The 22,957-nt window shown below is 66.6% G+C and carries 19 protein-coding genes; 17 read left to right on the forward strand and 2 right to left on the reverse strand.

Annotated features, from left to right (window positions below; genetic code table 11):
• The first annotated feature begins 17 nt into the window (after positions 1 to 17).
• The 17 genes from hisG to cueR all read left to right on the forward strand — a co-directional run bounded on the left by hisG (position 18) and on the right by cueR (position 19,185).
• Complete coding sequence (hisG, locus tag AC5QAH_RS11850; RefSeq protein ID WP_019338500.1) at positions 18 to 929, forward strand: ATP phosphoribosyltransferase; 912 nt, start codon at positions 18 to 20, stop codon at positions 927 to 929.
• Positions 926 to 2,221: a histidinol dehydrogenase gene (gene hisD / locus AC5QAH_RS11855; RefSeq protein ID WP_049453331.1), complete on the forward strand. Its 1,296-nt coding sequence runs from the start codon at positions 926 to 928 to the stop codon at positions 2,219 to 2,221. The genes hisG and hisD overlap by 4 nt, the downstream gene beginning before the upstream one ends.
• Positions 2,218 to 3,312 (forward strand): histidinol-phosphate transaminase, encoded by a 1,095-nt coding sequence (hisC, locus tag AC5QAH_RS11860; protein ID WP_049453329.1) that lies wholly within the window; start codon positions 2,218 to 2,220, stop codon positions 3,310 to 3,312. Before hisD ends, hisC begins: the two co-directional genes overlap by 4 nt.
• A complete protein-coding gene (hisB, locus tag AC5QAH_RS11865; protein WP_311069135.1) occupies positions 3,309 to 4,382 on the forward strand; it encodes a bifunctional histidinol-phosphatase/imidazoleglycerol-phosphate dehydratase HisB in 1,074 nt (357 codons plus the stop codon). Before hisC ends, hisB begins: the two co-directional genes overlap by 4 nt.
• Positions 4,379 to 4,981 carry an imidazole glycerol phosphate synthase subunit HisH gene (gene hisH / locus AC5QAH_RS11870; RefSeq protein ID WP_012480034.1) on the forward strand — a complete coding sequence of 201 codons (603 nt, stop codon included), beginning with the start codon at positions 4,379 to 4,381 and terminating at the stop codon, positions 4,979 to 4,981. Before hisB ends, hisH begins: the two co-directional genes overlap by 4 nt.
• Positions 4,978 to 5,712, forward strand: coding sequence for a 1-(5-phosphoribosyl)-5-[(5-phosphoribosylamino)methylideneamino]imidazole-4-carboxamide isomerase (hisA, locus tag AC5QAH_RS11875; RefSeq protein WP_010482585.1), 735 nt, complete (start codon positions 4,978 to 4,980; stop codon positions 5,710 to 5,712). Before hisH ends, hisA begins: the two co-directional genes overlap by 4 nt.
• Positions 5,706 to 6,482 (forward strand): imidazole glycerol phosphate synthase subunit HisF, encoded by a 777-nt coding sequence (hisF, locus tag AC5QAH_RS11880; protein ID WP_012480036.1) that lies wholly within the window; start codon positions 5,706 to 5,708, stop codon positions 6,480 to 6,482. Before hisA ends, hisF begins: the two co-directional genes overlap by 7 nt.
• Positions 6,472 to 7,092: a bifunctional phosphoribosyl-AMP cyclohydrolase/phosphoribosyl-ATP diphosphatase HisIE gene (gene hisIE, locus AC5QAH_RS11885; protein ID WP_043397222.1), complete on the forward strand. Its 621-nt coding sequence runs from the start codon at positions 6,472 to 6,474 to the stop codon at positions 7,090 to 7,092. Before hisF ends, hisIE begins: the two co-directional genes overlap by 11 nt.
• Before the next feature lie 148 nt (positions 7,093 to 7,240).
• On the forward strand, positions 7,241 to 8,830 hold the full coding sequence (locus tag AC5QAH_RS11890; RefSeq protein ID WP_010482581.1) for a calcineurin-like phosphoesterase C-terminal domain-containing protein: 1,590 nt from the start codon (positions 7,241 to 7,243) through the stop codon (positions 8,828 to 8,830).
• A 34-nt stretch (positions 8,831 to 8,864) separates the two neighbouring features.
• Positions 8,865 to 9,149, forward strand: coding sequence for a hypothetical protein (locus AC5QAH_RS11895; RefSeq protein ID WP_005409434.1), 285 nt, complete (start codon positions 8,865 to 8,867; stop codon positions 9,147 to 9,149).
• 84 nt (positions 9,150 to 9,233) lie between these two features.
• Positions 9,234 to 10,256, forward strand: coding sequence for a glucokinase (locus AC5QAH_RS11900; RefSeq protein ID WP_043397228.1), 1,023 nt, complete (start codon positions 9,234 to 9,236; stop codon positions 10,254 to 10,256).
• 51 nt (positions 10,257 to 10,307) lie between these two features.
• Positions 10,308 to 11,306 carry an isoaspartyl peptidase/L-asparaginase gene (locus AC5QAH_RS11905; RefSeq protein ID WP_049453317.1) on the forward strand — a complete coding sequence of 333 codons (999 nt, stop codon included), beginning with the start codon at positions 10,308 to 10,310 and terminating at the stop codon, positions 11,304 to 11,306.
• Positions 11,303 to 12,040 carry a copper homeostasis protein CutC gene (locus AC5QAH_RS11910; protein WP_049453315.1) on the forward strand — a complete coding sequence of 246 codons (738 nt, stop codon included), beginning with the start codon at positions 11,303 to 11,305 and terminating at the stop codon, positions 12,038 to 12,040. Before AC5QAH_RS11905 ends, AC5QAH_RS11910 begins: the two co-directional genes overlap by 4 nt.
• Before the next feature lie 165 nt (positions 12,041 to 12,205).
• Positions 12,206 to 12,835, forward strand: a complete 630-nt coding sequence (locus AC5QAH_RS11915; RefSeq protein ID WP_239682753.1) for a hypothetical protein — start codon at positions 12,206 to 12,208, stop codon at positions 12,833 to 12,835.
• A 295-nt stretch (positions 12,836 to 13,130) separates the two neighbouring features.
• Positions 13,131 to 16,088, forward strand: a complete 2,958-nt coding sequence (locus AC5QAH_RS11920) for a TonB-dependent receptor plug domain-containing protein (protein ID WP_495232351.1) — start codon at positions 13,131 to 13,133, stop codon at positions 16,086 to 16,088.
• A 128-nt stretch (positions 16,089 to 16,216) separates the two neighbouring features.
• On the forward strand, positions 16,217 to 18,718 hold the full coding sequence (locus AC5QAH_RS11925) for a heavy metal translocating P-type ATPase (RefSeq protein ID WP_495232352.1): 2,502 nt from the start codon (positions 16,217 to 16,219) through the stop codon (positions 18,716 to 18,718).
• 11 nt (positions 18,719 to 18,729) lie between these two features.
• Positions 18,730 to 19,185: a Cu(I)-responsive transcriptional regulator gene (cueR, locus tag AC5QAH_RS11930; RefSeq protein WP_495232353.1), complete on the forward strand. Its 456-nt coding sequence runs from the start codon at positions 18,730 to 18,732 to the stop codon at positions 19,183 to 19,185.
• A gap of 78 nt (positions 19,186 to 19,263) precedes the next feature.
• On the opposite strand, the gene AC5QAH_RS11935 is transcribed toward cueR, so the two are convergent.
• Both AC5QAH_RS11935 and AC5QAH_RS11940 read right to left on the reverse strand, forming a co-directional pair.
• The gene (locus AC5QAH_RS11935) at positions 19,264 to 19,458 is read right to left on the reverse strand and encodes a heavy-metal-associated domain-containing protein (protein WP_019338512.1); all 195 of its coding nucleotides are present in this window, start codon (positions 19,456 to 19,458) and stop codon (positions 19,264 to 19,266) included.
• A gap of 199 nt (positions 19,459 to 19,657) precedes the next feature.
• Positions 19,658 to 22,735, reverse strand: coding sequence for a TonB-dependent receptor (locus AC5QAH_RS11940; RefSeq protein ID WP_049453303.1), 3,078 nt, complete (start codon positions 22,733 to 22,735; stop codon positions 19,658 to 19,660).
• Between the last annotated feature and the right edge of the window lie 222 nt (positions 22,736 to 22,957).

The following is a 22,957-nucleotide window of genomic DNA, read 5'->3' on the forward strand; positions in this document are numbered from 1 at the left end:
ACTTCGAGACCTCCCCCATGAGTGCAACCCAGGCAGCGCCGGCACGAGACCGGTTGCGTATCGCCATCCAGAAGAGTGGCCGGCTGGCCGAGCCCGCTCGCAACCTGCTCAGTGCCTGCGGCCTGAGCTGGCGCGAAAGCCGCGACAAGCTGTTCTGCTACGGCGAATCGCTGCCGGTGGACCTGCTGCTGGTGCGCGATGACGACATCCCGGGCCTGATCGCCGACGGCGTCTGCGACCTCGGCATCGTCGGCCGCAACGAGCTGGATGAACAGGCCGCGGCCCGCCGTCAGATCGGCCTGCCCGATGCCTACCAGGCGCTGCGCGGGCTGGGCTTCGGCCAGTGTCGGCTGATGCTGGCGGTGCCTGAGGAATGGCAGTGGCAGGGCCCGGCGCAGCTGGCCGGCACCCGCATCGCCACCAGCTATCCGGCCATCCTCAAGCAGTGGCTGGATGAGCAGGGCGTGGATGCACAGGTGGTCGAGCTGTCCGGTTCGGTGGAGATCGCGCCACGCCTCGGTACCGCCGACCTGATCTGCGACCTGGTCTCCAGCGGCGCCACGCTGCGCGCCAACCAGTTGACCCCGGTGCACAACCTGCTCGACAGCGAGGCGGTGCTGGCGGGCGCGGTGCGGGTGCCGGATGACGCACGCGCGTCGCTGCGGGCGATGCTGCTGCGCCGTCTCGACGGCGTGGTGCAGCGCCAGGACCGCAAGCTGCTGATGTTCCGCGCCAGCGAAGACCGCGTGGATGCGCTGGCACAGCTGCTGGCCGATGCCGAGCCGCTGGTGCGGCTGCCGGCCGATGGCGGTGCGCTGCGCCTGCAGACCATGTGCCCCGGCCCGTTGAGCTGGCAGCGCATGGAAGAACTGGAGCGCGCTGGCGCGCAGGGCCTGATGGTGTTGAGCGTGGAGCGATCGCTGGCATGAACCGTCTGATCTGGTCCCGACTTGATGAGGCCGCGCGTAGCGCGGCATTGACCCGCCCGGTGCAGACCGTGGCGCAGCAGACCTGCGACGCGGTGGCCACGCTGATTGCAGAAGTGCGCGAACAGGGTGACGACGCGCTGCGTACGATCACCGCACGTTTCGACGGTGTCGAGCTGGTCTCCTTTGAAGTGTCCGAAAACGAGTTCGCGGCCGCCGAAGCGGCGGTGCCGGCCGAACTGCGCCAGGCGATGGTCGAAGCTGCCGAGCGCATCACGCGCTTCCATGAGGCTGGCATGGGCAAGGGCTATGCCGTGGAGACCGCACCGGGCGTGGTCTGCGAACGCATGCTGCGGCCGATCGGCCGGGTCGGCCTGTACGTACCGGCAGGCAGTGCGCCGTTGCCGTCCACCGCGTTGATGCTGGGCGTGCCGGCGCAACTAGCTGGCTGCCCGCAGGTGGTGCTGTGTACGCCGCCACGCGCCGATGGCAGCGCGGATCCGGCGGTGCTGGTGGCCGCGCGCCTGACCGGCGTGCAGCGCGTGTTCAAGCTCGGCGGCGCGCAGGCGATTGCCGCGATGGCCTATGGCACCGCCACCATCCCGGCCTGCGACAAGCTGTTCGGGCCCGGCAACAGCTTCGTCACCGAAGCCAAGCAGCAGGTCGCACAGGACGGCGCCGCCGCCATCGACATGCCGGCCGGCCCGTCGGAAGTGCTGGTGATCGCCGATGCGGGTGCCAATCCGGCGTTCGTGGCTGCCGATCTGCTGTCGCAGGCCGAGCATGGCCCGGATTCGCAGGTCCTTCTGCTGACCGACGATGCCGCGATGCTGGCGGCGGTCGAGGCGGAAGTGGAGCGCCAGGTGGCCCTGCTGCCGCGCCAGCAGATCGCACGCCAGGCGCTGTCGGCCTCGCGCCTGATCCAGGTCGATTCGCTGGAGGAAGCCTTCGCGATCAGCAACCGCTATGCGCCCGAGCACCTGATCCTGGCCCTGCGCGACCCGCGCGCGTGGCTGGACAAGGTGCAGGCGGCCGGCTCGGTGTTCCTCGGCGATTACACGCCGGAAGCACTGGGCGACTACTGCAGCGGCACCAACCACGTGCTGCCGACCGCCGGTGCCGCGCGTGCCTACAGTGGCGTCAGCGTGGCCAGCTTCCAGAACCTGATCAGCGTGCAGAGCGCCAGCGCCGCCGGCCTGGCCGCAATCGGCGGCTGCGCACGCATCATCGCCAGCGCTGAAGGCCTGGACGCGCACGAACGTGCGGTTGCCCTGCGCATGGAGGCTGCCGCATGAGCGCCGCCATTGATGACGTGCTGGCACTGGTGCGCCCGGATCTGCAGGCGTTCGCTGGCTACAGCTCGGCGCGCAGCGCGGCGGTGCAGGGCGAGGTCTGGTTGAACGCCAATGAGTCGGCCTGGGCCAATCCCGCTGATGCCGCAGGCAGCAGCCGGCGCTATCCCGAACCGCAGCCGTTGGCATTGCGCGAGGGACTGGCGGCGCTGTACGGCGTGACGCCACAGCAGCTGCTGATTGGTCGCGGCAGTGACGAAGCCATTGATCTGCTGGTGCGCGCGCTGTGCGTGCCGGGCCGCGATGGCGTGCTGGTCACGCCGCCGGTGTTCGGCATGTATGCGGTCTGCGCGCGCCTGCAGGGCGCCGCACTGCTTGAGGTGCCGCTGGTTGATACCGAAGTCGGCCTGCGTACGGATCTGGATGCTGTGATCGATACGGCCAAGTCGCGCAACGCCAAGCTGGTCTTCCTGTGCGCGCCGTCCAACCCGGCCGGCAGCGATATCGGCCTGGCCGAGATCGAGCGGGTGGCCGCCGCTCTGCGCGGGCAGGCGCTGGTGGTGGTCGACGAGGCTTACGTCGAGTACGCGCTGCGCCCGTCGGCGACCACGTTGTTGGCCGCGCACGCCAACGTGGCGGTGCTGCGCACGCTGTCGAAGGCCCATGCACTCGCCGCCGCACGCATTGGCAGCCTGATCGCCGCCCCCGAGCTGATTGCCGTGCTGCGCCGCTGCCAGGCGCCGTACCCGGTGCCGACCCCGTGCGCCGAGCTGGCCGTGCAGGCACTGCAACCCGAAGCGCTGGCACGCACCGCCGAACGCGTGGCCACGGTCATCGCCGAACGCGAGCGCCTGCGAACGGCACTGGCCAGCCTGCCCGGTGTACGCCGGGTGTACGCCTCGTCCGGCAACTACCTGCTGGTCCGCTTCGCCGATGCGCAGGCGGCGTTCGACACGTTGCTGAATGTCGGTGTGGTGGTGCGCGACCAGCGCGCCGCGCCGCAGCTGGACGATGCATTGCGCATCAGCATCGGCAGTCCCGCAGAGAATGACCGCGTGCTTGCGGCCCTGTCGGCGCGGAGGGCCGCAGCATGACCCCGATCCTGTTCATCGACCGCGACGGCACCCTCATCGAGGAGCCGTCCGACTTCCAGATCGATGCCTACGAGAAGCTGCGCTTCGTGCCGCAGGTGATCCCGGCGCTGCTGAAACTGCGGGATGCCGGCTACCAGTTCGTGATCATCACCAACCAGGACGGCCTCGGCAGCGACAGCTACCCGCGCGCCAGCTTCGATGGCCCCAACGACCTGATGCTGCAGATCTTCGAGAGCCAGGGCATCACCTTCCGTGATGTGCTGATCGACTGCAGCTGGCCGCAGGACAAAGCGCCGACCCGCAAGCCGGGCATCGGCCTGATGACCGCCTACCTGCAGGACCGCAGCATCGACTGGGCGCGTTCGGGCATGGTGGGTGACCGCATCACCGACCTGCAGTTCGCCGACAACCTCAATATCCGTGGTTTCCAGCTGCGCACCGAACAGTTTGGTGGCGAGTGGGACTGGGCGGGCATTGCCCACGCGCTGGCCGACGCGCCGCGTACCGCCGTGGTCCAGCGCAATACGAAAGAAACGAAGATCCGCGTAGAACTCGATCTGGATCGTGCGGGCGATGCGCGCATCTCCACCGGACTGCCGTTCTTCGATCACATGCTGGAGCAGATCGGCAAGCATGGTGGCTTCGCGCTGGACATCCAGGCCGAGGGTGACCTGCACATCGACGAGCACCACACCATCGAGGACACCGGGCTCGCATTGGGCCAGGCGCTGCGCGAGGCGCTGGGCGACAAGCGCGGCATTGGCCGCTACGGCTTCACCCTGCCGATGGATGAGACGCTGGCCAGCGCCGCACTGGATTTCAGCGGCCGGCCGTACTTCGTGTTCGAAGGTGAGTTCAAGCGTGAGCGCGTGGGCGATATGCCGACCGAGCTGGTGCCGCACTTCTTCCGCTCGCTGTGCGACGCCAGTGGCCTGAACCTCAACCTGCAGGTGCGCGGCGACAACGATCACCACAAGGTCGAGGCCTGCTTCAAGGCGCTGGCGCGTGCGCTGCGTCCGGCGTTGGCCCGGCAGGGCACCGCGCTGCCTTCCACCAAGGGGGCGTTGTGAGCGACGTCGCGCTGATCGATGCCGGCGGTGCCAACCTGGGCTCGGTGCGCTATGCATTGGAGCGTCTGGGTGCGACGGTGCGGCTGGTGCGCGATGCGGACGGCCTGATCGGCGCGCAGCGGGTGATCCTGCCCGGTGTCGGCGCCGCCGGTCCCGGCATGCAGCGCCTGCACGCGCAGGGCCTGGTGGAATCGCTGCAGCGACTGGAGGTGCCGCTGATGGGTATCTGCCTCGGCATGCAGCTGCTGTTCGAACGCTCCGAGGAAGCGGGTGTGGAGACACTGGGGCTGATTCCCGGCGTGGTGCGCAAGCTGGTGCCGGCCTGCGGCATCCGCGTGCCGCACATGGGCTGGAACCGGCTGCTGCCGCTGCGCGAATCGCTGCTGCTGCGCGGTGTGCCGGAGCGCGCCAGCGCCTACTTCGTGCACAGCTATGCGGCACCACTCAATACCCACACTGTCGCTGCCTGCGACCACGGTGGCCTGTTCACTGCCGTGGTGGAGCAGGGGCGTTACTACGGCGCACAGTTCCACCCCGAGCGCTCCGGCGAGACCGGCTCGCTGATGCTGCGCAACTTCCTCGAGGGCACGGCTGCATGAGTTTCATCGTTTACCCCGCGCTGGATATCCGTGATGGCCGCGTGGTGCGGCTGCGCCAGGGCGACTATGCGCAGGAAACCTCGTATGGCGACGACGCCCTGCCGCGCGCGCAGGCCTTTGCTGCGCAGGGCGCGCAGTGGATGCATCTGGTCGACCTGGACGCTGCGCGTGCCGGTGGCTACACCCTTGCGCCGCTGCTCGCGTCGGTCCGTGCGCAGACGCCGCTGCAGGTGCAGACCGGCGGTGGCGTGCGCGGTCGCGACGACGTGGCGCGCATCCTCGATGCCGGCGCCGGTCGCGTAGTGGTCGGCTCGCTGGCCGTGCGCCGTCCCGATGAGGTGGTGGGCTGGCTGGAGGAGTTCGGCGCCGAACGCATCACCATTGCGCTTGACGCCCGCCAGGATGCACAGGGCCAGTGGCAGCTGCCGGTGCACGGCTGGACCGAGAACGCCGGGGTGACCCTGGACGTTCTGGCTCAGCGCTACGCACGCGCCGGCATGCGCCACCTGCTGTGCACCGACATCGCCCGCGACGGCATGCTGGCCGGGCCCAACATCAGCCTCTACCAGCACCTGTCGGCGCTGCTGCCGGGCGTGGCGGTGCAGGCTTCCGGCGGCATCCGTGACGTGGCCGACGTTGCCGAAGCGCGACGTGCAGGCTGCGGTGGCGCGATCCTTGGCAAGGCGCTGCTGGAGCAGCGCATGGACCTGGCGGAGGCACTGGCATGTTGAGCCGGCGCATCATTCCGTGCCTGGACGTGCGCGATGGCCGCGTGGTCAAGGGCGTGCGTTTCCGCGACCACGTCGACATGGGCGATATCGCCGAGCTGGCGCAGCGCTACCGTGACCAGGGCGCCGACGAGCTGGTGTTCTATGACATCGGCGCCAGCCCCGAGGCGCGTTCAGTGGACGTGGCCTGGATCGAGCGCATCGCGCGGCTGATCGACATTCCGTTCTGCGTGGCCGGTGGCATCGACAGCGTGGAAACCGCGCGTCGCGTGCTGTTCGCCGGTGCCGACAAGGTGTCGATCAACTCGCCGGCGTTGGGCCGTCCGGAACTGATCACTGAACTGGCCGACGAGTTCGGCGTGCAGTGTGTGGTGGTCGGTGTCGATTCGGTACGCGAGACCGATGGACAGTGGCGGGTGCGCCGCTTCAGCGGGGACCCGGACAAGACCCAGGCGGTGCCACTGCGCACCCTGGACTGGATTGTCGAGGCGCAACGGCGGGGCGCCGGTGAGATCGTGCTGAACTGCATGGACAGCGATGGCGTGCGCCGTGGCTACGATGTCGTGCAACTGCAACAGGCGCGGGCACTGTGCCAGGTACCGTTGATCGCCTCTGGCGGTGCCGGCGCGATGGAGCACTTTGCCGAAGCCTTCGACCAGGCCGACGTCGACGGCGCGCTGGCGGCCAGTGTGTTCCACAGCGGTGCCATCGCCATTCCGGAATTGAAGCGCTACCTGCGCGGACAGCAGATCGAGGTGCGGGATGTCTATTGAAGTCAGGCCGTCGTCGGACGCATTGCAGGCGTTGGACTGGGGCAAGGGTGACGGACTGCTGCCCGCTGTCGTGCAGGATGCCGATACCCTGCAGGTGCTGATGCTGGGCTATGTCAGCGCCGAATCATTGGCGGCCACCCTGGCGATCGGGCACATGACGTTCTTCAGCCGCAGCAAGCAGCGGCTGTGGACCAAGGGCGAGCAGTCCGGCAACGTGCTGGTGGTGCAGTCGATCAGCGTGGACTGCGATGCCGATACGCTGCTGGTGATGGCACGCCCGGCCGGGCCGACCTGTCACACCGGTGCGGAGAGCTGCTTCGATGGCGCGCCGAAGGACTTCCTTGGCGGGCTGGCCCAGTTGGTGGCGATGCGCGAGGCACAGCGGCCAACGGGCAGCTACACCACGAGCCTGTTCGAGGGCGGCATCCGCCGCATCGCGCAGAAGGTGGGCGAGGAGGGCGTGGAGACCGCCTTGGCGGCGGTGGCGCAGGATGACGAGGCGCTGCTGGGCGAGGCTTCGGACCTGCTGTACCACCTGCTGGTGCTGCTGCGCGCGCGCGGGCTGTCGCTGGAGGATGCGCGGGCGGTGCTGGAAAAGCGCCATCGTTGAGGTGCGGTAGTGCCGGCCGTTGGCCAGCAACCACCCGACGTCCGACGAATGTGAGGTTGCCGGCCAGCGGCCGGTACTACCATCTTGAAATGCAGCCGAGCATGGCTCGGCTCTACAATACCGCGTCTCTTTCTGCTGGATCTCTCCCATGAAACTGCCTGCCGCGTGGCTGTGCTGCCTGTTGCTGACCTCGCCGGCCTGGGCCGCGGACACTGTGGTCACCGGCAAGGTCTATCTGGAACGCGACGGCCGGCCGGGTCGCGGTGCGACCGATCCGGGCCTGGCCGGGGTGCAGGTCTCCAACGGCGAGACCCTCGTCAAGACCGCCGCCGACGGCAGCTACAGCCTGCCGGTGCGTGATGGCCAGACCGTGTTCGTGATCAAGCCCGATGCGTATTCGTTCCCGAAGGCGGCCGATGGCCTGCCCTCGTTCTGGCGGCACTATCGCCCGAACGGTTCGCCGGCGTTGAAGTACGGCGGCATCGCCGCGACCAGCGACGTCACCCGCAACTGGGATTTCGCCCTGCAGTCGGATCGCCATGACAGTCGGCGCGGCTTCCAGATGCTGGTGTTCACCGACTCCCAGACCGCGAGCCTGAAGGACATCGGCTACTACCAGCAGTCGATCGTGGCGCCGCTGGTCGGCCAGACCAAGGCGCGCATGGGCACCACCCTGGGTGACATCGTCAACGATGACTTGACTCTCTACCCGGCGATCAACAAGGTCACCACCGGACTTGGCGTGCCGTGGTTCCATGTGCCGGGCAACCACGACCTCGATTTCGATGCGGCCAGCGACGAACACTCGCTGGACAGCTGGCGCAACATCTACGGTCCGGACACCTACGCGGTGGAAGAGGGTGGCGCCAGTTTCGTGTTCCTCGATGACGTGGTGTACGACCCCAAGGCCAAGCCGAAGTATGTCGGTGGACTGCGCGAGGACCAGTTCGCCTTCCTTGCCAGCTACCTGAAGGGCCTGCACAAGGACCGCCTGCTGGTGCTGGGCATGCACATCCCGCTGTTCGACGCCGCGCCGGGACGCGAGACCTTCCGCCATGCTGACCGTCAGCGCCTGTTCGACCTGTTGAAGGACTTCCGCAACGTGCTGGTGCTCAGCGGCCACAGCCACACCCAGCAGCACGTCTACCACGGCAAGGCCGACGGCTGGAACGGCGGCAAGCCGCTGCACGAATACAACGTGGGTGCCAACTGCGGTGCGTTCTGGTCGGGCGTGAAGAATGCCGCCGGCGTGCCGGACAGCACCATGAGCGATGGCACGCCGAAGGGCTATGCATTGCTCGACGTGGCCGGCAATGGCAGCTACAAGCTGCAGTACCGCGTGGCGGGCAAGTCGGCCAGCGAGCAGATCGGCCTGCATGCGCCGAAGGTGCTGCGCCAGGGGGCCTACCCGGCGTGGGGCATCTATGCCAACGTCTACATGGGTGAGGATGCCAGCGTGGTCGAGTACCGCGTCGATGGCGGCGCCTGGCAGCCGATGAAGCAGGTCAGCCAGCCCGATCCGCGCCTGATGGTGGAGAACGTGGCCGACGATCTGGCTGACAGCCTGCGTGGCTACGACCGCTCGCCGGAGGCCACCGCATCGCCGCACCTGTGGCGTGGCGCGCTGCCGACCGATCTGGCGGTGGGCAGCCACAAGGTCGAAGTACGCTCCACCCAGCCTGACGGTGCGGTGTTCACCGCCACCACCCGCTACAGCCTGCAGACTGCCCAGCCCTGACCTCCGCATCACGGCCCCAGCGAAAGGACCCCGCATGGATATCCGCTTCATGGCCGGCACCACGCCGGTGACCCTCAGCCGCCACTGGTTCACCGGCGCGATGCTGCTGCAGAGCGCCACCGAGAAGGTCTGGGTGCAGCACCCGCTGCATCCGGGCACGCACTTCTCCTTCTCGCTGGTACAGTCGTGGCTGCGCCACATCGCAGGCCACGAAGTGCTGGTCGAGCGTACCCGGCCGCTGCTGTTTGCCGGCTTCCGCCCGCAGCGGCTGCGCGTGCTGGTGGATGGTGTGCAGGTGGCCGAACAGGAAGGCATGTAGGCCAACCTGAATCATCGGCGTGCTAGGCAAAGCCGCCCCGATGCCTGAGAATCGGGGCGATTCAATCGATCCAAGCAGGCCAGCGTGACCATCGCAGCAGCGTCCCCGGTTTCCTCCGACTCCGCCCGCGGCGGTCCTCCGCGCTGTCTGGTGGTCGCCGATGTCGGTGGCACCTTCGCCCGCCTTGCGCTGGCTGGAACCCAACCCGGCCAGGCGCCGCTGCTGGGCAGCCATCGCACCTACGCCTGCGCCGAGCATCCCAGCCTGGCGGCGATCCTTGCTGATTTCACCGCTGGCCTTGGCCAGCCAGTGCAGACCGCGGTGGTGGCCATCGCCGGCCTGCTCGATGGCGATGTACTGATCAATTCCAACCTGCCGTGGACGGTCTCGCTGTCGGCCACCCGCGCGCAGTCCGGGCTGCATGAGCTGCAGTTGATCAATGATTTCGAAGCGGTGGCGCTGGCTATCCCGTACCTGCAGCCGGAAACCCTGGTGCCACTGAACGGCGACGCCGATCCGGCACAGGCGTTCCCGGCGCTGGTGCTGGGCGCGGGCACCGGCCTGGGCGCCGCGCTGCGTTTCGCCGATGGCGGGCGCCCGGTGCTGGCCAGCGAGATCGGCCACGCCGCGCTCGGCGCCGGCAACGCGCTGGAACTGCAGGTGCTGGGCAAGTTGCTGCAGCGCTGGGCGCACGTGGACAACGAGCGCGTGCTGTCCGGTAGTGGCCTGATGAACCTGTATCCGTGCCTGTGCGAGCTGCGCGGCGTCACCCCGGTGTGGACCAGTACCGAAGCACTGATCGGTGCCGCCCGCAGCGGTGAAGACGTGCTGGCGGTGGAGACGCTGCAGGTGTTCTGCGCCTGGCTGGGCAGCCTGGCCGGCGACGCAGCGATCGCCGTCGGTGCACGCTCGGTGTACCTGGCCGGAGGCATTTCCGCGCATGTGCAGGATTTCCTGGCCGATGGCCGCTTCCGTGAGCGCTTCCTCAACAAGGGCGTGCTGACCGAGGTGCTGCGCCAGGTGCCGGTATGGCGCGTGGAGCACGGCCAGCTGGGCGTACTCGGTGCAGCGGTCTGGCACGCCGCACGACAGCCCATGCACGACTGATCGGCACGACCGGCATCGGGCCGGCCGTGCATTGCAGACTGGGAGGGGAAGATGGTGGATCGCAGGCAGTTCCTGCAGGCCGGCGCACTGGCCGCAGGCATGGCGGCTTTGCCGGGCGTGCAGGCGCGCACGCAGGGTGGGGCCAAGGTGGTTTCGACCTGGGACTTCGGCGTGCCGGCCAACCAGGCCGCATGGAAGGTGCTGGCGCAGGGCGGCAGCGCGCTGGATGCGGTGGAAGCGGGCGCACGCTGGGCCGAGAGTGAGCTGTGCAACCCCACCGTCGGTCATTGCGGCAACCCGGATCGCGATGGCGTGCTGAGCCTGGATGCCAGCATCATGGATGGCGATGGCCGTTGTGGTGCGGTGGCTGCGCTGGTCGACATCCTGCATCCGGTGTCGGTGGCCCGCAAAGTGATGGAAAACAGCCCGCATGTTTTGCTGGTGGGCGAGGGCGCGCAGCAGTTCGCGGTGCAGCAGGGTTTCGAGCGCAAGCACTTGCTGACGCCGCAGGCCGAAGCGGCCTGGCGCGAGTGGCTGAAGACCGAGAAGTACCAGCCACAGATCAATGCCGAGCGCCGGGGTATTCCCGGCAACAGCGACAACCACGACACCATCGGCATGCTGGCACTGGACGCCAAGGGCCATCTGGCCGGTGCCTGCACCACCAGTGGGATGGCCTGGAAACTGCACGGACGCGTGGGCGACAGCCCGATCATCGGTGCCGGCCTGTACGTCGACAACGAAGTGGGTGCGGCCACCGCCTCGGGCGTGGGTGAGGAGATGATCCGCAACGCCGCTTCATTCCTGGTGGTTGAGCTGATGCGCCAGGGGCGCTCGCCGGCACAGGCCTGCCGCGAGGCAATCGACCGTGTGATGCGCAAGCGGCCGGAGGCGAGCAAGACCCTGCAGGTGTGCTTCCTGGCCATGAACAAGCAGGGCGAGGTGGGCGCCTACGCGCTGCATCGCGGCTTCGTCTACGCCGTGTGCGATGCGCAGCGCCAGGATGATCTGCGCGATTCGCCGTCGATCTACACGAGCACCCAGGCGTGAGCACGCGGCTGACCCTGGAGATCGCCAGCAACTCGCTGGCCTCGGCGTTGGCGGCGCAGGCCGGCGGGGCCGACCGCATCGAGCTGTTCGACAACCTGGTCGAGGGTGGCACCACGCCGTCGTTTGCCACCATCGCGATTGCCCGCGAACGCCTGTCGATTCCGCTGTTCGTACTGGTGCGCCCGCGCCCGGGTGATTTCCACTACGACGCGCTGGAAACCGAACTGATGCTGCGTGACATCGCGCAGTGCCGCGCGCTGGGCTGCGATGGCGTGGTGATCGGTGCGCTGGATGTGCAGGGCGGCGTTGACGTGGCGTTGTGCCGTGAACTGATGCAGGCGGCCGGGCCGTTGCAGGTGACCTTCCATCGCGCCTTCGATGCGGCCCGCGACCTGCCGGCAGCGCTGGAACAGGTGATCGGGCTGGGCTGCCAGCGCGTGCTGACCTCGGGCGGGCAGGTCAGCGCCGAGGCCGGTGCCGAAGTGCTGGCGGGCCTGGTGACCAAGGCGAAGGGACGCATCAGTGTGATGGCCGGCGCGGGGCTGGGCCCGGCCAATATCGCCGCCGTTGCGCGACGGACCGGCTGCACCGAACTGCACGCCTCAGCCAAGGGCCTGCGCCGGTCGGTGATGCAGTTCCAGAACCCGGCGCTGCGCGGGCTGGACCCGGACTGGAGCCAGACCGCCACCGCCACTGTTGCCGCGCTGCGGCAGGCGCTGGACGGCGCAAGGTAGCCCGCTTCTTCTGTAGAGCCGAGCCCACGCTCGGCTGCTCTTTGGGCCCCGGGGTCGGATCCCTTCGCAGAATGGCTCCGACCCCGGGCCTGCCCATCGTTGCGGCCGAAGAAGTGACGCTTACAGCACGTTCGAACGGCTGGGGCGGCAGGCCAAGTCGTTGAAATGGATACGCTGGTGCGCCGTCGCATGGCGGCGCAGTCGGTGATTGCCGATAGTGGTTCATACCGTCGTTCGCCAACGAATTCCCGCATGTTTCGACTGTTCCTGCTGCTTGTCTGCGTGGTGCCAGCCATTGCCATCGGCGCACGTGAAGGGCATGCACCGGAGTGGGTGCGGGAGGTGACTGCCGACAAGGACCTGCAGGTTGACCCCGAAATGGTTGGTGTGAGGCTTGAGCCAACCGCGCGGGGCGCGTTCCTCGACACGCGCGTACATCGGATCGGGGAGAAGCGCTTTCGCGCGCTGTATCAGGTGTTCGATTCAAACGCTTCCAACCCGATGGGACGTTGTGGCGCTGGGCGCGAGATCCATCTGTTCGTCTACGAATTGACCGTGCCGAAGCCCATTGAGCGCGGCAGGGTGTTGATCAGCAGCTGCCTTGAAACCCTGTCTCTGGTGAGCCAGAACTCAGGGCGATCCAACAGTGAATCCGACTTTTCCTCGGTCATCTGGCAGGGGGACGGGTTCTCCATCGAGTGGTGGGGTATCGGACCCGGAGGCGATACGTCGAGCCACTACGCGCTCCGAAATGACCGCTTCGTCCCGACTCGATCGGGTGAGGGGAATCGCTGAGGGCGGACAAAACCGTTCCGCGCGCGGTTGTCGTGATCGTGTCACTACTTCGTGCGCCGTTCTCTCAGCGATGTGTCGCAACTTATTGATTGTTATGGATGTCGGTGGCCGCTAGCGGCATTCCGCCGGCTGTTGCTGCGCCGCCGCATGCCGGGCGTGGTTCAGCTGTGCTTTAGTTTGGATCGATCCACAGGGGAGGTGCCATATCGGTCGTGAACCGATCCAAGCGCCTGGATCCGTCGTAGTGCCGCGCCACCGTCCGCCCGTGCGTCCACATCTTCGAAGAGCAACCACCATGGCTCAGATCGTCCACAAGCATCGCCACCTGCTGTCCCAGGCCCTGATCCTGGCCCTGCTTCCCCTGGCTGCCAATGCGCAGCAAGCCTCAAGCTCGTCTACCAAGGATCTCGACGCGGTCACCGTCACCGGCTCGCGCATCAAGCGCGCCAGTGTCGAAGGCCCGGCCCCGGTCAACGTGATCACCGCGCAGCAGATCCAGAAAGAGGGCTTCGTCAGCGTGTATGACGCGCTGAAGACGCTCACCGAAGCGACCGGCACCGTTGAAGCTGCCTCGCAATGGGGCTCGCACACGCCCAACGCCAGCGGCCTGAACCTGCGCGGGATGGGCCCGAACCGCTCGCTGTTGCTGGTCAACGGCCGTCGCGTGGCGGACTACCCGCTGCCGTATGGCGGTGAAACCAACTTCTCCAACTACGGCAACATTCCGGCCGCGGCGGTGGAGCGCATCGAAGTGCTGACCGGTGGCGCCTCGGCCATCTATGGCTCCGATGCGATCGCCGGCGTGGTCAACGTCATCCTCAAGACCAACTACGACGGCGACGAAGTGCGCGTGCGCGGCGGTACCTCCACCGAAGGCGGCCGCGATACGTGGGATCTGTCCTGGGCCGGCGGCAGGACCGGCGACAACTGGAGCGTGACCTACGCACTGCAGTACACCAAGCGCGACCCGCTGTTTGGCCGTGACCGCCCGCAGATGGACGACGCCGATGATGCACCGTATCCGTCCTGGAACATGGAACAACGCAAAGTCGGCTTCCGTCCCACCGCCGGCCTGGCGCTGATCGATCCGACCACCGGTCAGCGCCTGGCGCCGCCCACCGGCACCTGCGAGAAGTTCGATGGCGAGTACTACACCGCGGATCGATTGGTCTACAACTACGCCGCCAACACCATCACCAACACCGGCCGCCTGTGCGGCATGCGTGCGGACTATGCGAACTGGCTGCTTACGGGCGGTGCCGAGAACGTGTCCGGCAACCTGTATGCCACCTTCGACTTCAGCAATGACCTGCAGGCCTGGACCAACCTGGCCGTCTACCGCTCCGAAGCGATCTGGGGCACCAATCCGCCGAGCGTGTCGCTGATCGACGACGACAACGGCTACTACTGGGATGCCAACCGCAACCGCCCGATCCTGGGCGTGCGCCAGTTCACGCCAAATGAAGTCGGTGGCCTGGATACGCTGCGCAACACCAACCGCGAACTGTCCTGGGACTGGAGCGCCGGCCTGCGTGGCCGCCTCGCTGACCGCTTCGACTGGAGCACCACAGTGGGGCGTTCCTACTACCGCGTTGAAGAACGGCAGAACGTGGTCGACAAGCAGAAGTCGTATGACTACTTCCTGGGTCCGAAGCTGGGCACCACCGCCGATGGCGAGGCGATTTACGCACTGAACGAATCGCGCTGGTGGAATCCGCTGACGCCGGACCAGTACTGGCAGATGGGCACGGTGGCGAGGAACCGCGCATCATCGTGGGTCAACCAGGCTTCGGCGGACATCACCGGCGAGCTTTTCCAAGGGTGGGCGGGTCCGATTTCGTTCGCGGCAGTGGCCGAAGTCGCGCAGCAGGGCTATCAGCTCAGCCCCGATCCGCGTGCAGGTATCGACTTCGACCTGCAGAACGTCGATCGCGGCGGCGGCGAGCGCACCCGCTATTCGGCCGGCGTCGAGTTCAAGATCCCGCTGCTGGAGAGCGTGACCGCCACTGCGGCCGCGCGCTATGACCGTTATGGCAACTACAAGGCTGACAACAGCGGCGAAGCGCTGGACATCGGCAGCCAGAAGGAAACCACCTGGAACGTCGGCCTGGAATGGCGCCCGGTGGAGTCGCTGCTGGTGCGTGGCTCCTACGCCACCAGTTTCCATGCGCCGGACATGCACTACCTGCTGGGCCAGCCGAGCAGCTCCGAAGTGCAGACCTATGACCGCCTGCGCTGCATCCAGAGCGGCGCTTACCTGGTCAACAACTGCGGCGTGGGCAACACCGACGTCTGGTACACCTTCGACGTGAACCGCCGCGGCACGCCACTGCTGCGTTCGGAAACCGGCGATTCGTGGACGGTCGGTTTCGTCTGGGATGTGATGCCCAATCTGTCGGTCAGTGCCGACTACTGGGCGATCAAGCTGGAAGACATGATCGTCGACGTCGGCGCCGACGAGGTGCTGGCCAGCGAAGCCGGCTGCCTGACCGGCAAGAACATCGACGGTACACCGTGGGCCAATCCGGCCGGTGGCGAATACTGCGCCGGCATCCTGGCCCGCGTGAACCGCGACAGCAACGGCCGTCTGGTATCGATCGAGCGCGGGCCGTTCAACCTGGCCAGCCGCGAAGTGCGCGGTATCGACCTGACCGCGCGCTATCGCCTGGAAACCGCGCAGTGGGGCAGCTTCCAGCTGGGCCTGAACTACACCAACCAGATCTCGACCAAGGAACAGCGCTACGCCAACGACCCGAACCCGGAGCGTCGTGACCGCGACCTGCGCAGCAAGCTGCGCGCGAGCCTGGCCTGGCAGCGCGGCAACTGGAACGCCAATGTCTATGCCGACCGCATCGGTTCGGTGCCGGGCGTGCGCTACCACTGGGGCACCGATCGCCTGAACAACCCGGGTGGCTGTCTGCCGTTCGCTGATGGCTATGTGCCCAGCGACAGCCCGTCGCTGAACTGCCTGGAACCGGCAACACGTCCGGATGGCTCGCCCAACCCGAACCCGAACGCCGGCCAGCAGACCACGCGCTACTACGGGCGGGTCGGGCCGTTCATCACCTGGAACTTCAACATGGGCTACCAGGTGACCGAACGCGCCAAGGTCAACGTCTACGTCAACAACGTGTTCAATTCGGCCAGCTGGAACCACAAGGATCCGTACAAGCTGGACTATGACTTCGCCCCGACCCGCCTGCTCGGCGCGGTGGGCCGCGAGTTCGCGCTGGAGTACGTGTTCACCTTCTGAGGCGGATTGCGGGCGGTACGCCGGGCCTGGCCCGGCGATACCGGCTGGACGTGGCGGCTGGATTTGACCTTCCCACGATGGCAAGGTTTAGCCTGTCCGCATCCAGAAGGAACCCCGGGAATCCGATCATGAGCACGCTCCGCGCCATTGCAGCCCCCGCAAGCCCCGCCACCATCAGCCTGCCCATCGAGGGCATGACCTGCGCCAGCTGTGTCGGCCGGGTCGAGGCCGCGCTGTCCAAGGTCGAAGGTGTGGGCAGTGTTTCGGTCAATCTGGCCACCGAGCGCGCGGATATCCGCCCGTCGGGCCCGGTCGATCGGGCCGCGCTGATCCAGGCGGTGGAGCGGGTGGGCTATGACGTGCCCGCCGCTACCGTTGAACTGGCCGTGGAAGGCATGACCTGCGCTTCCTGCGTGGGTCGCGTGGAACGCGCGCTGCTGGCGGTGCCGGGCGTCAGCCAGGCCAGCGTGAACCTGGCCACGGAGCGTGCGACCGTGCGCGGCGTGGCAGGCGTTGACGCGCTGGTGGCGGCCATCGACAAGGTCGGCTACGCCGCACACCTGATCGAGGCCGGCGTGCAGTCCGACGATGAGGCTGCAGAAAAGAAGGATGCCGAGCGCGCCGGACTGAAACGCGACCTGATCGTGGCGTCCGCGCTGGCGCTACCGGTGTTCGTGCTGGAGATGGGTTCGCACCTGATTCCCGGCATGCACGAGTGGGTGATGGCCACCATCGGCATGCAGGCCAGCTGGTACCTGCAGTTCGTGCTGACCCTCCTGGTGCTGGCCATTCCCGGCCGCCGTTTCTACCAGAAGGGCTTCCCGGCACTGCTGCGGCTGGCGCCGGACATGAATTCACTGGTGGCGGTGGGCACCGCCGCGGCGTTCGGTTATTCGGTGGTAGCGACCTTTGCACCGCGGCTGTTGCCGCCGGGCACGGTGAACGTCTACTACGAAGCGGCGGCGGTGATCGTCGCGCTGATCCTGCTCGGCCGCTTCCTTGAAGCTCGGGCCAAGGGCCGTACCTCCGAGGCGATCAAGCGCCTGGTCAACCTGCAGGCCAAGGTCGCCCATGTGATCCGTGACGGCCGCACCGTCGACATCCCGGTCAATGAAGTGCAGAGCGGCGACGTGGTGGAAGTGCGCCCGGGCGAGCGCGTGCCGGTCGATGGCGAGGTGGTCGAGGGTCGCAGCTACATCGACGAGTCGATGATCAGCGGCGAGCCGATTCCGGTCGAGAAGCAGCCGGGAAGCAGCGTTGTCGGTGGCACGGTCAACCAGAAGGGCGCACTGACGGTGCGAGCCACGGCGGTGGGCGCGCAGACGATGTTGGCGCAGATCATCCGCATGGTCGAACAGGCGCAGGGCTCGAAGCTGCCGATCCAGGCGGTGGTCGACAAGGTCACGTTGTGGTTCGTGCCGGCGGTGATGCTGGCCGCGCTGGCGACCTTCGCGGTCTGGCTGATCTTCGGTCCATCGCCGGCGCTGAGCTTCGCGCTGGTCAATGCGGTGGCGGTGCTGATCATTGCCTGCCCCTGCGCGATGGGCTTGGCCACGCCGACCTCGATCATGGTCGGTACTGGCCGTGGCGCTGAAATGGGTGTGCTTTTCCGCAAGGGTGAAGCGCTGCAGCTGCTGAAGGACGCGCAGGTGGTGGCGGTGGACAAGACCGGCACGCTGACCGAAGGCCGCCCGCGCCTGACCGACCTGGAGATCGCCGACGGTTTTGATCGCAGTACGGTACTGGGGGCGGTGGCGGCAGCGGAGTCGCGCTCGGAGCATCCGATTGCCCGCGCCATCGTGGATGCGGCCACCGAGCAGGGCATCGCGTTGCCGGCGATAGCCGATTTCGAATCGGTCACCGGCATGGGCGTGCGTGCCAGCGTTGATGGCGCGCGCGTGGAGGTGGGGGCGGATCGTTTCATGCGCGATCTGAGGGTGGATATCACGCCGTTCGCGGCGCTGGCCACCCAGCTTGGAACGCAGGGCAAGTCGCCGCTGTATGCCGCCATCGACGGCCGCCTGGCCGCGATCATCGCGGTATCCGATCCGATCAAGCCGAGCACGCCGGCCGCGATCGCGGCACTGCACCAGCTCGGCCTGAAGGTGGCGATGATCACCGGTGACAACGCCGGTACCGCGCAGGCGATCGCGCGCGAGCTGGGCATCGATGAGGTGGTGGCCGAGGTGCTGCCGGAAGGCAAGGTCGAGGCCGTGCGCCGCCTGAAGGCCACGCATGGCCACGTCGCCTTCGTCGGCGATGGCATCAATGATGCGCCGGCACTGGCCGAAGCCGATGTCGGCCTGGCCATCGGTACCGGCACCGATATCGCGGTGGAGTCGGCCGATGTGGTGCTGATGTCGGGCAATCTGCAGGGCGTGCCCAATGCCATCGCGCTGTCCAAGGCGACGCTGGGCAACATCCGGCAGAACCTGTTCTGGGCCTTCGCCTACAACACCGCGTTGATTCCGGTAGCGGCCGGCGTGCTGTACCCGGTGTGGGGCGTGCTGCTGTCGCCGGTGTTCGCGGCCGGTGCGATGGCATTGTCCAGCGTGTTCGTGCTGGGCAACGCGCTGCGACTGCGCCGCTTCCAGCCGCCGATGGCGGATGCCGCCGCTGCCACCCACTGAAGGAGATCCGCATGAACATCGGTGAAGCTGCCAAGGCCTCCAGCGTGTCGGCGAAGATGATCCGCTACTACGAGCAGATCGGCCTGATTCCCGCAGCTGATAGAACCGAGTCGGGCTACCGGGCGTATTCGCAGGCGGACATCCACCGCCTGCGTTTCATCCGCCGTGCGCGCGATCTCGGCTTCCAGGTGGCCGAGATCACCGATCTTCTGGGCCTCTGGAACGACACCTCGCGGCACAGTGCCGACGTGAAGCATCTGGCCGAACAGCACATCGCCGATCTGGAACAGCGCATCGAGCACATGCGGCAGATGGCCGACACGCTGAAGTCGCTGATCAGCTGTTGTGCGGGAGACGAGCGCCCTGAGTGCCCGATCCTGCAGCGGCTGGGTGAGGACGATGAGGCGCCGGGGCCGGTTGATACCGCGAAGACCGGTGCAGTGCGGCGACGCGCACAGGAGCATTGAATCGATATCGCGTGAACCAAAAAGCCCGCCCTGTGACAGTGCACGGGGCGGGCTTCGTTGTGGACGCAGTTCAGGGAATCAGGCAGTGCGAGGCGGAAAGCCTGCATCGTTCACCGCGGCGAACACCTGTTCCTGCGACGCGGTGGTCTGCACCTTGACCAGGCCGGTCGGCGGGTCGGCAACCACGCTGGCGTTCGGATCGATCTGCTGGATCGCGCGGGTCACGCTGCGCGCGCAACCACCGCAGGTCATGCCTTCAACATGGAATTCCATCTGTAGCTCCTTCGGTGCTCTTGGGGTGGAGTCAGTGTGCACCTTCCAACGATGGCAGGGTCAAGCGCCGGGCTGAACGACAGGCAAGGCGCCGACAAAAAACGGCAGCCACCTGTACCAGCGTGGCTGCCGTGGAGGAACGTCCCCGCCGGAGCAGGGCGTGGGTTGCGCCGGGCGTACCCGCGCAACCCGTCGTGCTTCAGAACTTCCAGGTGGCGCCGAAGTACAGCTGGCGGCCTGCGTAGGTGTTGGAGACGAGGCGGGCCTTGGTGTCATTGCCCAGGTGCACGCGCTGCTCGGACTTGGTGGCATTGATCACCGAGGCGGTCAGGGTCCAGTCCGGGGTCAGGTTGTAGGCAACATTCAGGTCCAGCTGGTCATACGGTTCGGTGTAGACGGTGAGGCCATTGTTGAGCCCGCCGACCACCTGGCCGCGACGGTTGAACGAAGCGCGCGCGAGGAACTTCTCGTTCTCGTAGAACACCGTGACGTTGGCCTGGTTCTTGGCGCTGCCAACCAGCGGCGAGGAGCCGATTTCCTGGCCGTCCAGAACAATCGAGGCCAGGTTGGTGTCGTTGTAGGTGTAGTTGGCCTGCACGCCGAAGCCGAAATCGAAGGTGTACTGGCCATACAGCTCGACGCCCTGCGACACACCATCGCGGCCATTGGCCTGGGTCTCGTAGCGCTGCACGTTCACCGCTTCACCGTTGATGACCATCGGCGTGTCGCGCACCACCGGCAAAGTGAAGTTGTCCACGTTCTTGCGGAACAGGCCGACGCCGGCGACTGCGCCCGGCTGGAAGTACCACTCCAGGCCCAGGTCGAACTGGGTGGCCTTGAACGGTTCCAGCTGCTTGTTGCTGCCCTGGCCCACCCAGCCTGCGGTCGAAGCGCCACCGGCAACGCGGCGATCATTGACGTACTCTTCGCTGTAATAGCTCAGTGCGCCCGGTGCTGCGATGTCGGTGTAGCCGGGGCGGGCGATCACCTTCGATGCGGCGCCACGCAGCACCAGCGTGTCGGTGATGTCCCAGGCGATATTGAAACTCGGCAGCACGTCGGTGTACGTGCGATCCACGCCGATCAGGCTGTAGGTCTTGCTCTGCGCCAGGTCGTGCGGCAGGCGCACGAAGCCGCTCTCGCAGCTGTAGGTCGGGTAGGCTGCAGCGGCCGGATCGGTGCACGCCATCGGCGCGCCGGACGCGTTGTCCAGGAAGTAGTCGTTGAACTTCTCGATCGAGTCGGAGGACTGCGCGAACTGCTTGGTGCGCACCACGCGCACGCCAACGTTGCCGCGCAGACGCTCGGTGCGGAAGTTGGCCTGGAAGTAGCCCGAATAGATCTTCTCGTTGACGTTGTAGACGAAGTCTTCCTCGGTACGGTTGTGCGAACCGCCGTAGGTCTTGTTCAGGTAGTCGATGTAGGCCGGGTAGTTGATGCCCGGGAAAACGTTGGCATTGAAGCCACCAGCGATGTTGCTGATCGGGTTGGACAGGAAGAAGCCAGGCTGCGCATCGCCGGCAGTCGGATCGCAGCCGCTCTGGTAGCGGCTGTTGTCATAGTCGGCCGGGTCACGGCCCGGGCACACCCAGTAGGTGTTGCCGGTGTTGCGGTGGACCTTGCCATCACGGTACTTGGCACCGAACTGGATGGAGTCCAGCCAGCCGGATTCAAACAGCTTGGTGACGTCGGCCTGGAAGTAGTTCTGCTTGACCTCGGTGCGCTTCCACGACGAATCGGTCGAGCCGGTGTCGACTTCGGCGATGCCGTTCATCAGCTGCTGCTGCAGGTCGGGCGAGAAGGTGGCCGAAGGCGTGCCGGTCAGATCCCAGGCGCTGTACAGATTGCCCGACAGGTAATCGTTGCCGACCTTGCGGCGCGGCTTGGCCGACATCCGGAAGTTCATCGACGGACCACCTTCGGACCAGGTGCGGCCGCCGGTGAACGAGGCCTTCCACAGCGGGCTGATGTCCCAGTCGATGGTCAGGTCAGCGGTCTGCGACAGCGCCTTTTCCTTGCTGTAGCCACCGGTCAGCTGCGGCGTCGGAACCGTGCAGTCGTCCGGGCCCCAGCCACCGGGCTTGAGGCCGGCAGCCTTGGCCTGGTCTTCATTGCAGTAGTAGGTCTTTCCAGCCAGCTTTTCGAACTGGGCGCCGGTAACGGTGTTGCCGCTGGGATCGAAGTCCAGGCCGTTGAGCAGGCGTCCACCGGCCCAGTTTCCATCGCCATTGAAGCGGGCCATGCTCCATTCCGGAATCTTCAGCATGTTCTGGGTGTAATCACCCTGCAGTTCGAAGCGGAAGTAGTTGGCCGTCATCGTGACGTTGTCGACCGGCTTGAACTGGAAGGTCAGCTGGCCGCCCTTGCGCTCGCGCTTCTCTTCCTTCACCGCGAAGTTGACCGACGTCGGCATGAAGAAATCGCTGTAGTTGCCGCCGGTCTGGTTGTTGAAACCGGACTTGCCCCACCAGTAGTGGATGCCATCCTGCGCCTGCACGTTGCCATAGGCATCGCGCGCCTTGCCGGCGCCATACCACTGGTAGTCCTCGGTGCTGGCTTCCATGGTACGGGTGGTGCGCTTCTGCTGCGTCACGCCGATCAGCACGCCGAAACGCTCATCTTTGCTGTGCCACGAATACAGGGCCGAGGCCTGCGGGTCGATATCGTGGTGGGTATCGGAAGAGGTGCCCTCGAGCGTGACGAAGCCCGAGTTGGATTCCATGTCCAGCGGACGACGGGTGTGCAGGATGACCGTGCCGCCGATGCCGCCTTCGTCGATGCGTGCTTCCGGCGACTTGAACAGCTCCGCGCTGGACAGCATGTTCGACGGCAGCAGGGTGTAGTTGAACGAACGGGTCGCTTCGTCGTTGGTTTCCGACGTGGCGACGTAGTTGCCGTTCAACTGGGTCAGGGTCAGGTCTGGTGCCAGGCCACGCACGCTGACGGTCTTGCCTTCGCCGCCGCTGCGGGTGATGACCACGCCGGGCACGCGCTGCAGTGCGTCGGCCACGTTCTTGTCGGGGAACTTGCCGACGTCTTCGGCGGTGATCACTTCGACCACGGCGTTGGCGTCGCGCTTCTGCTCAAGGCTCTTTTCAATGGCGTAGCGGTAGCCGGTGACCTGGACGCTGTCCAAGTTGGTGGCGTCCTGCGCGCCGGTGGAAGCGGCCTGCTGCGCGGCGGCGCCAGCCGGAATGACGGCGGCGGCCAAGGCCAGCGCGATGGCCAACGCCAGTACGTCCTGGCCATGCGTACGTGTTGAATGCTTCATTCCCATCTCTCCCTCTCTCCTGGATTGATCCGGTGACGTGGCACGGACAACTTGAATCGATCTAATTTGAAGTGACATTGTCGCTATTGCCATGCAGTGGCAGTAGCACCGTGCGCGTGGCCTGGTACGTCCTGTTGCTGCTCCCCCAACTCCCGGCCATCGCAGCGTCGTTCTTGGATCGATCTAAGCGATGGGCGGGCGTTTTTTAGCATGGGTCGCCCGCGGGCG

The organism is Stenotrophomonas sp. YJH_SMC_43 (assembly GCF_059372535.1).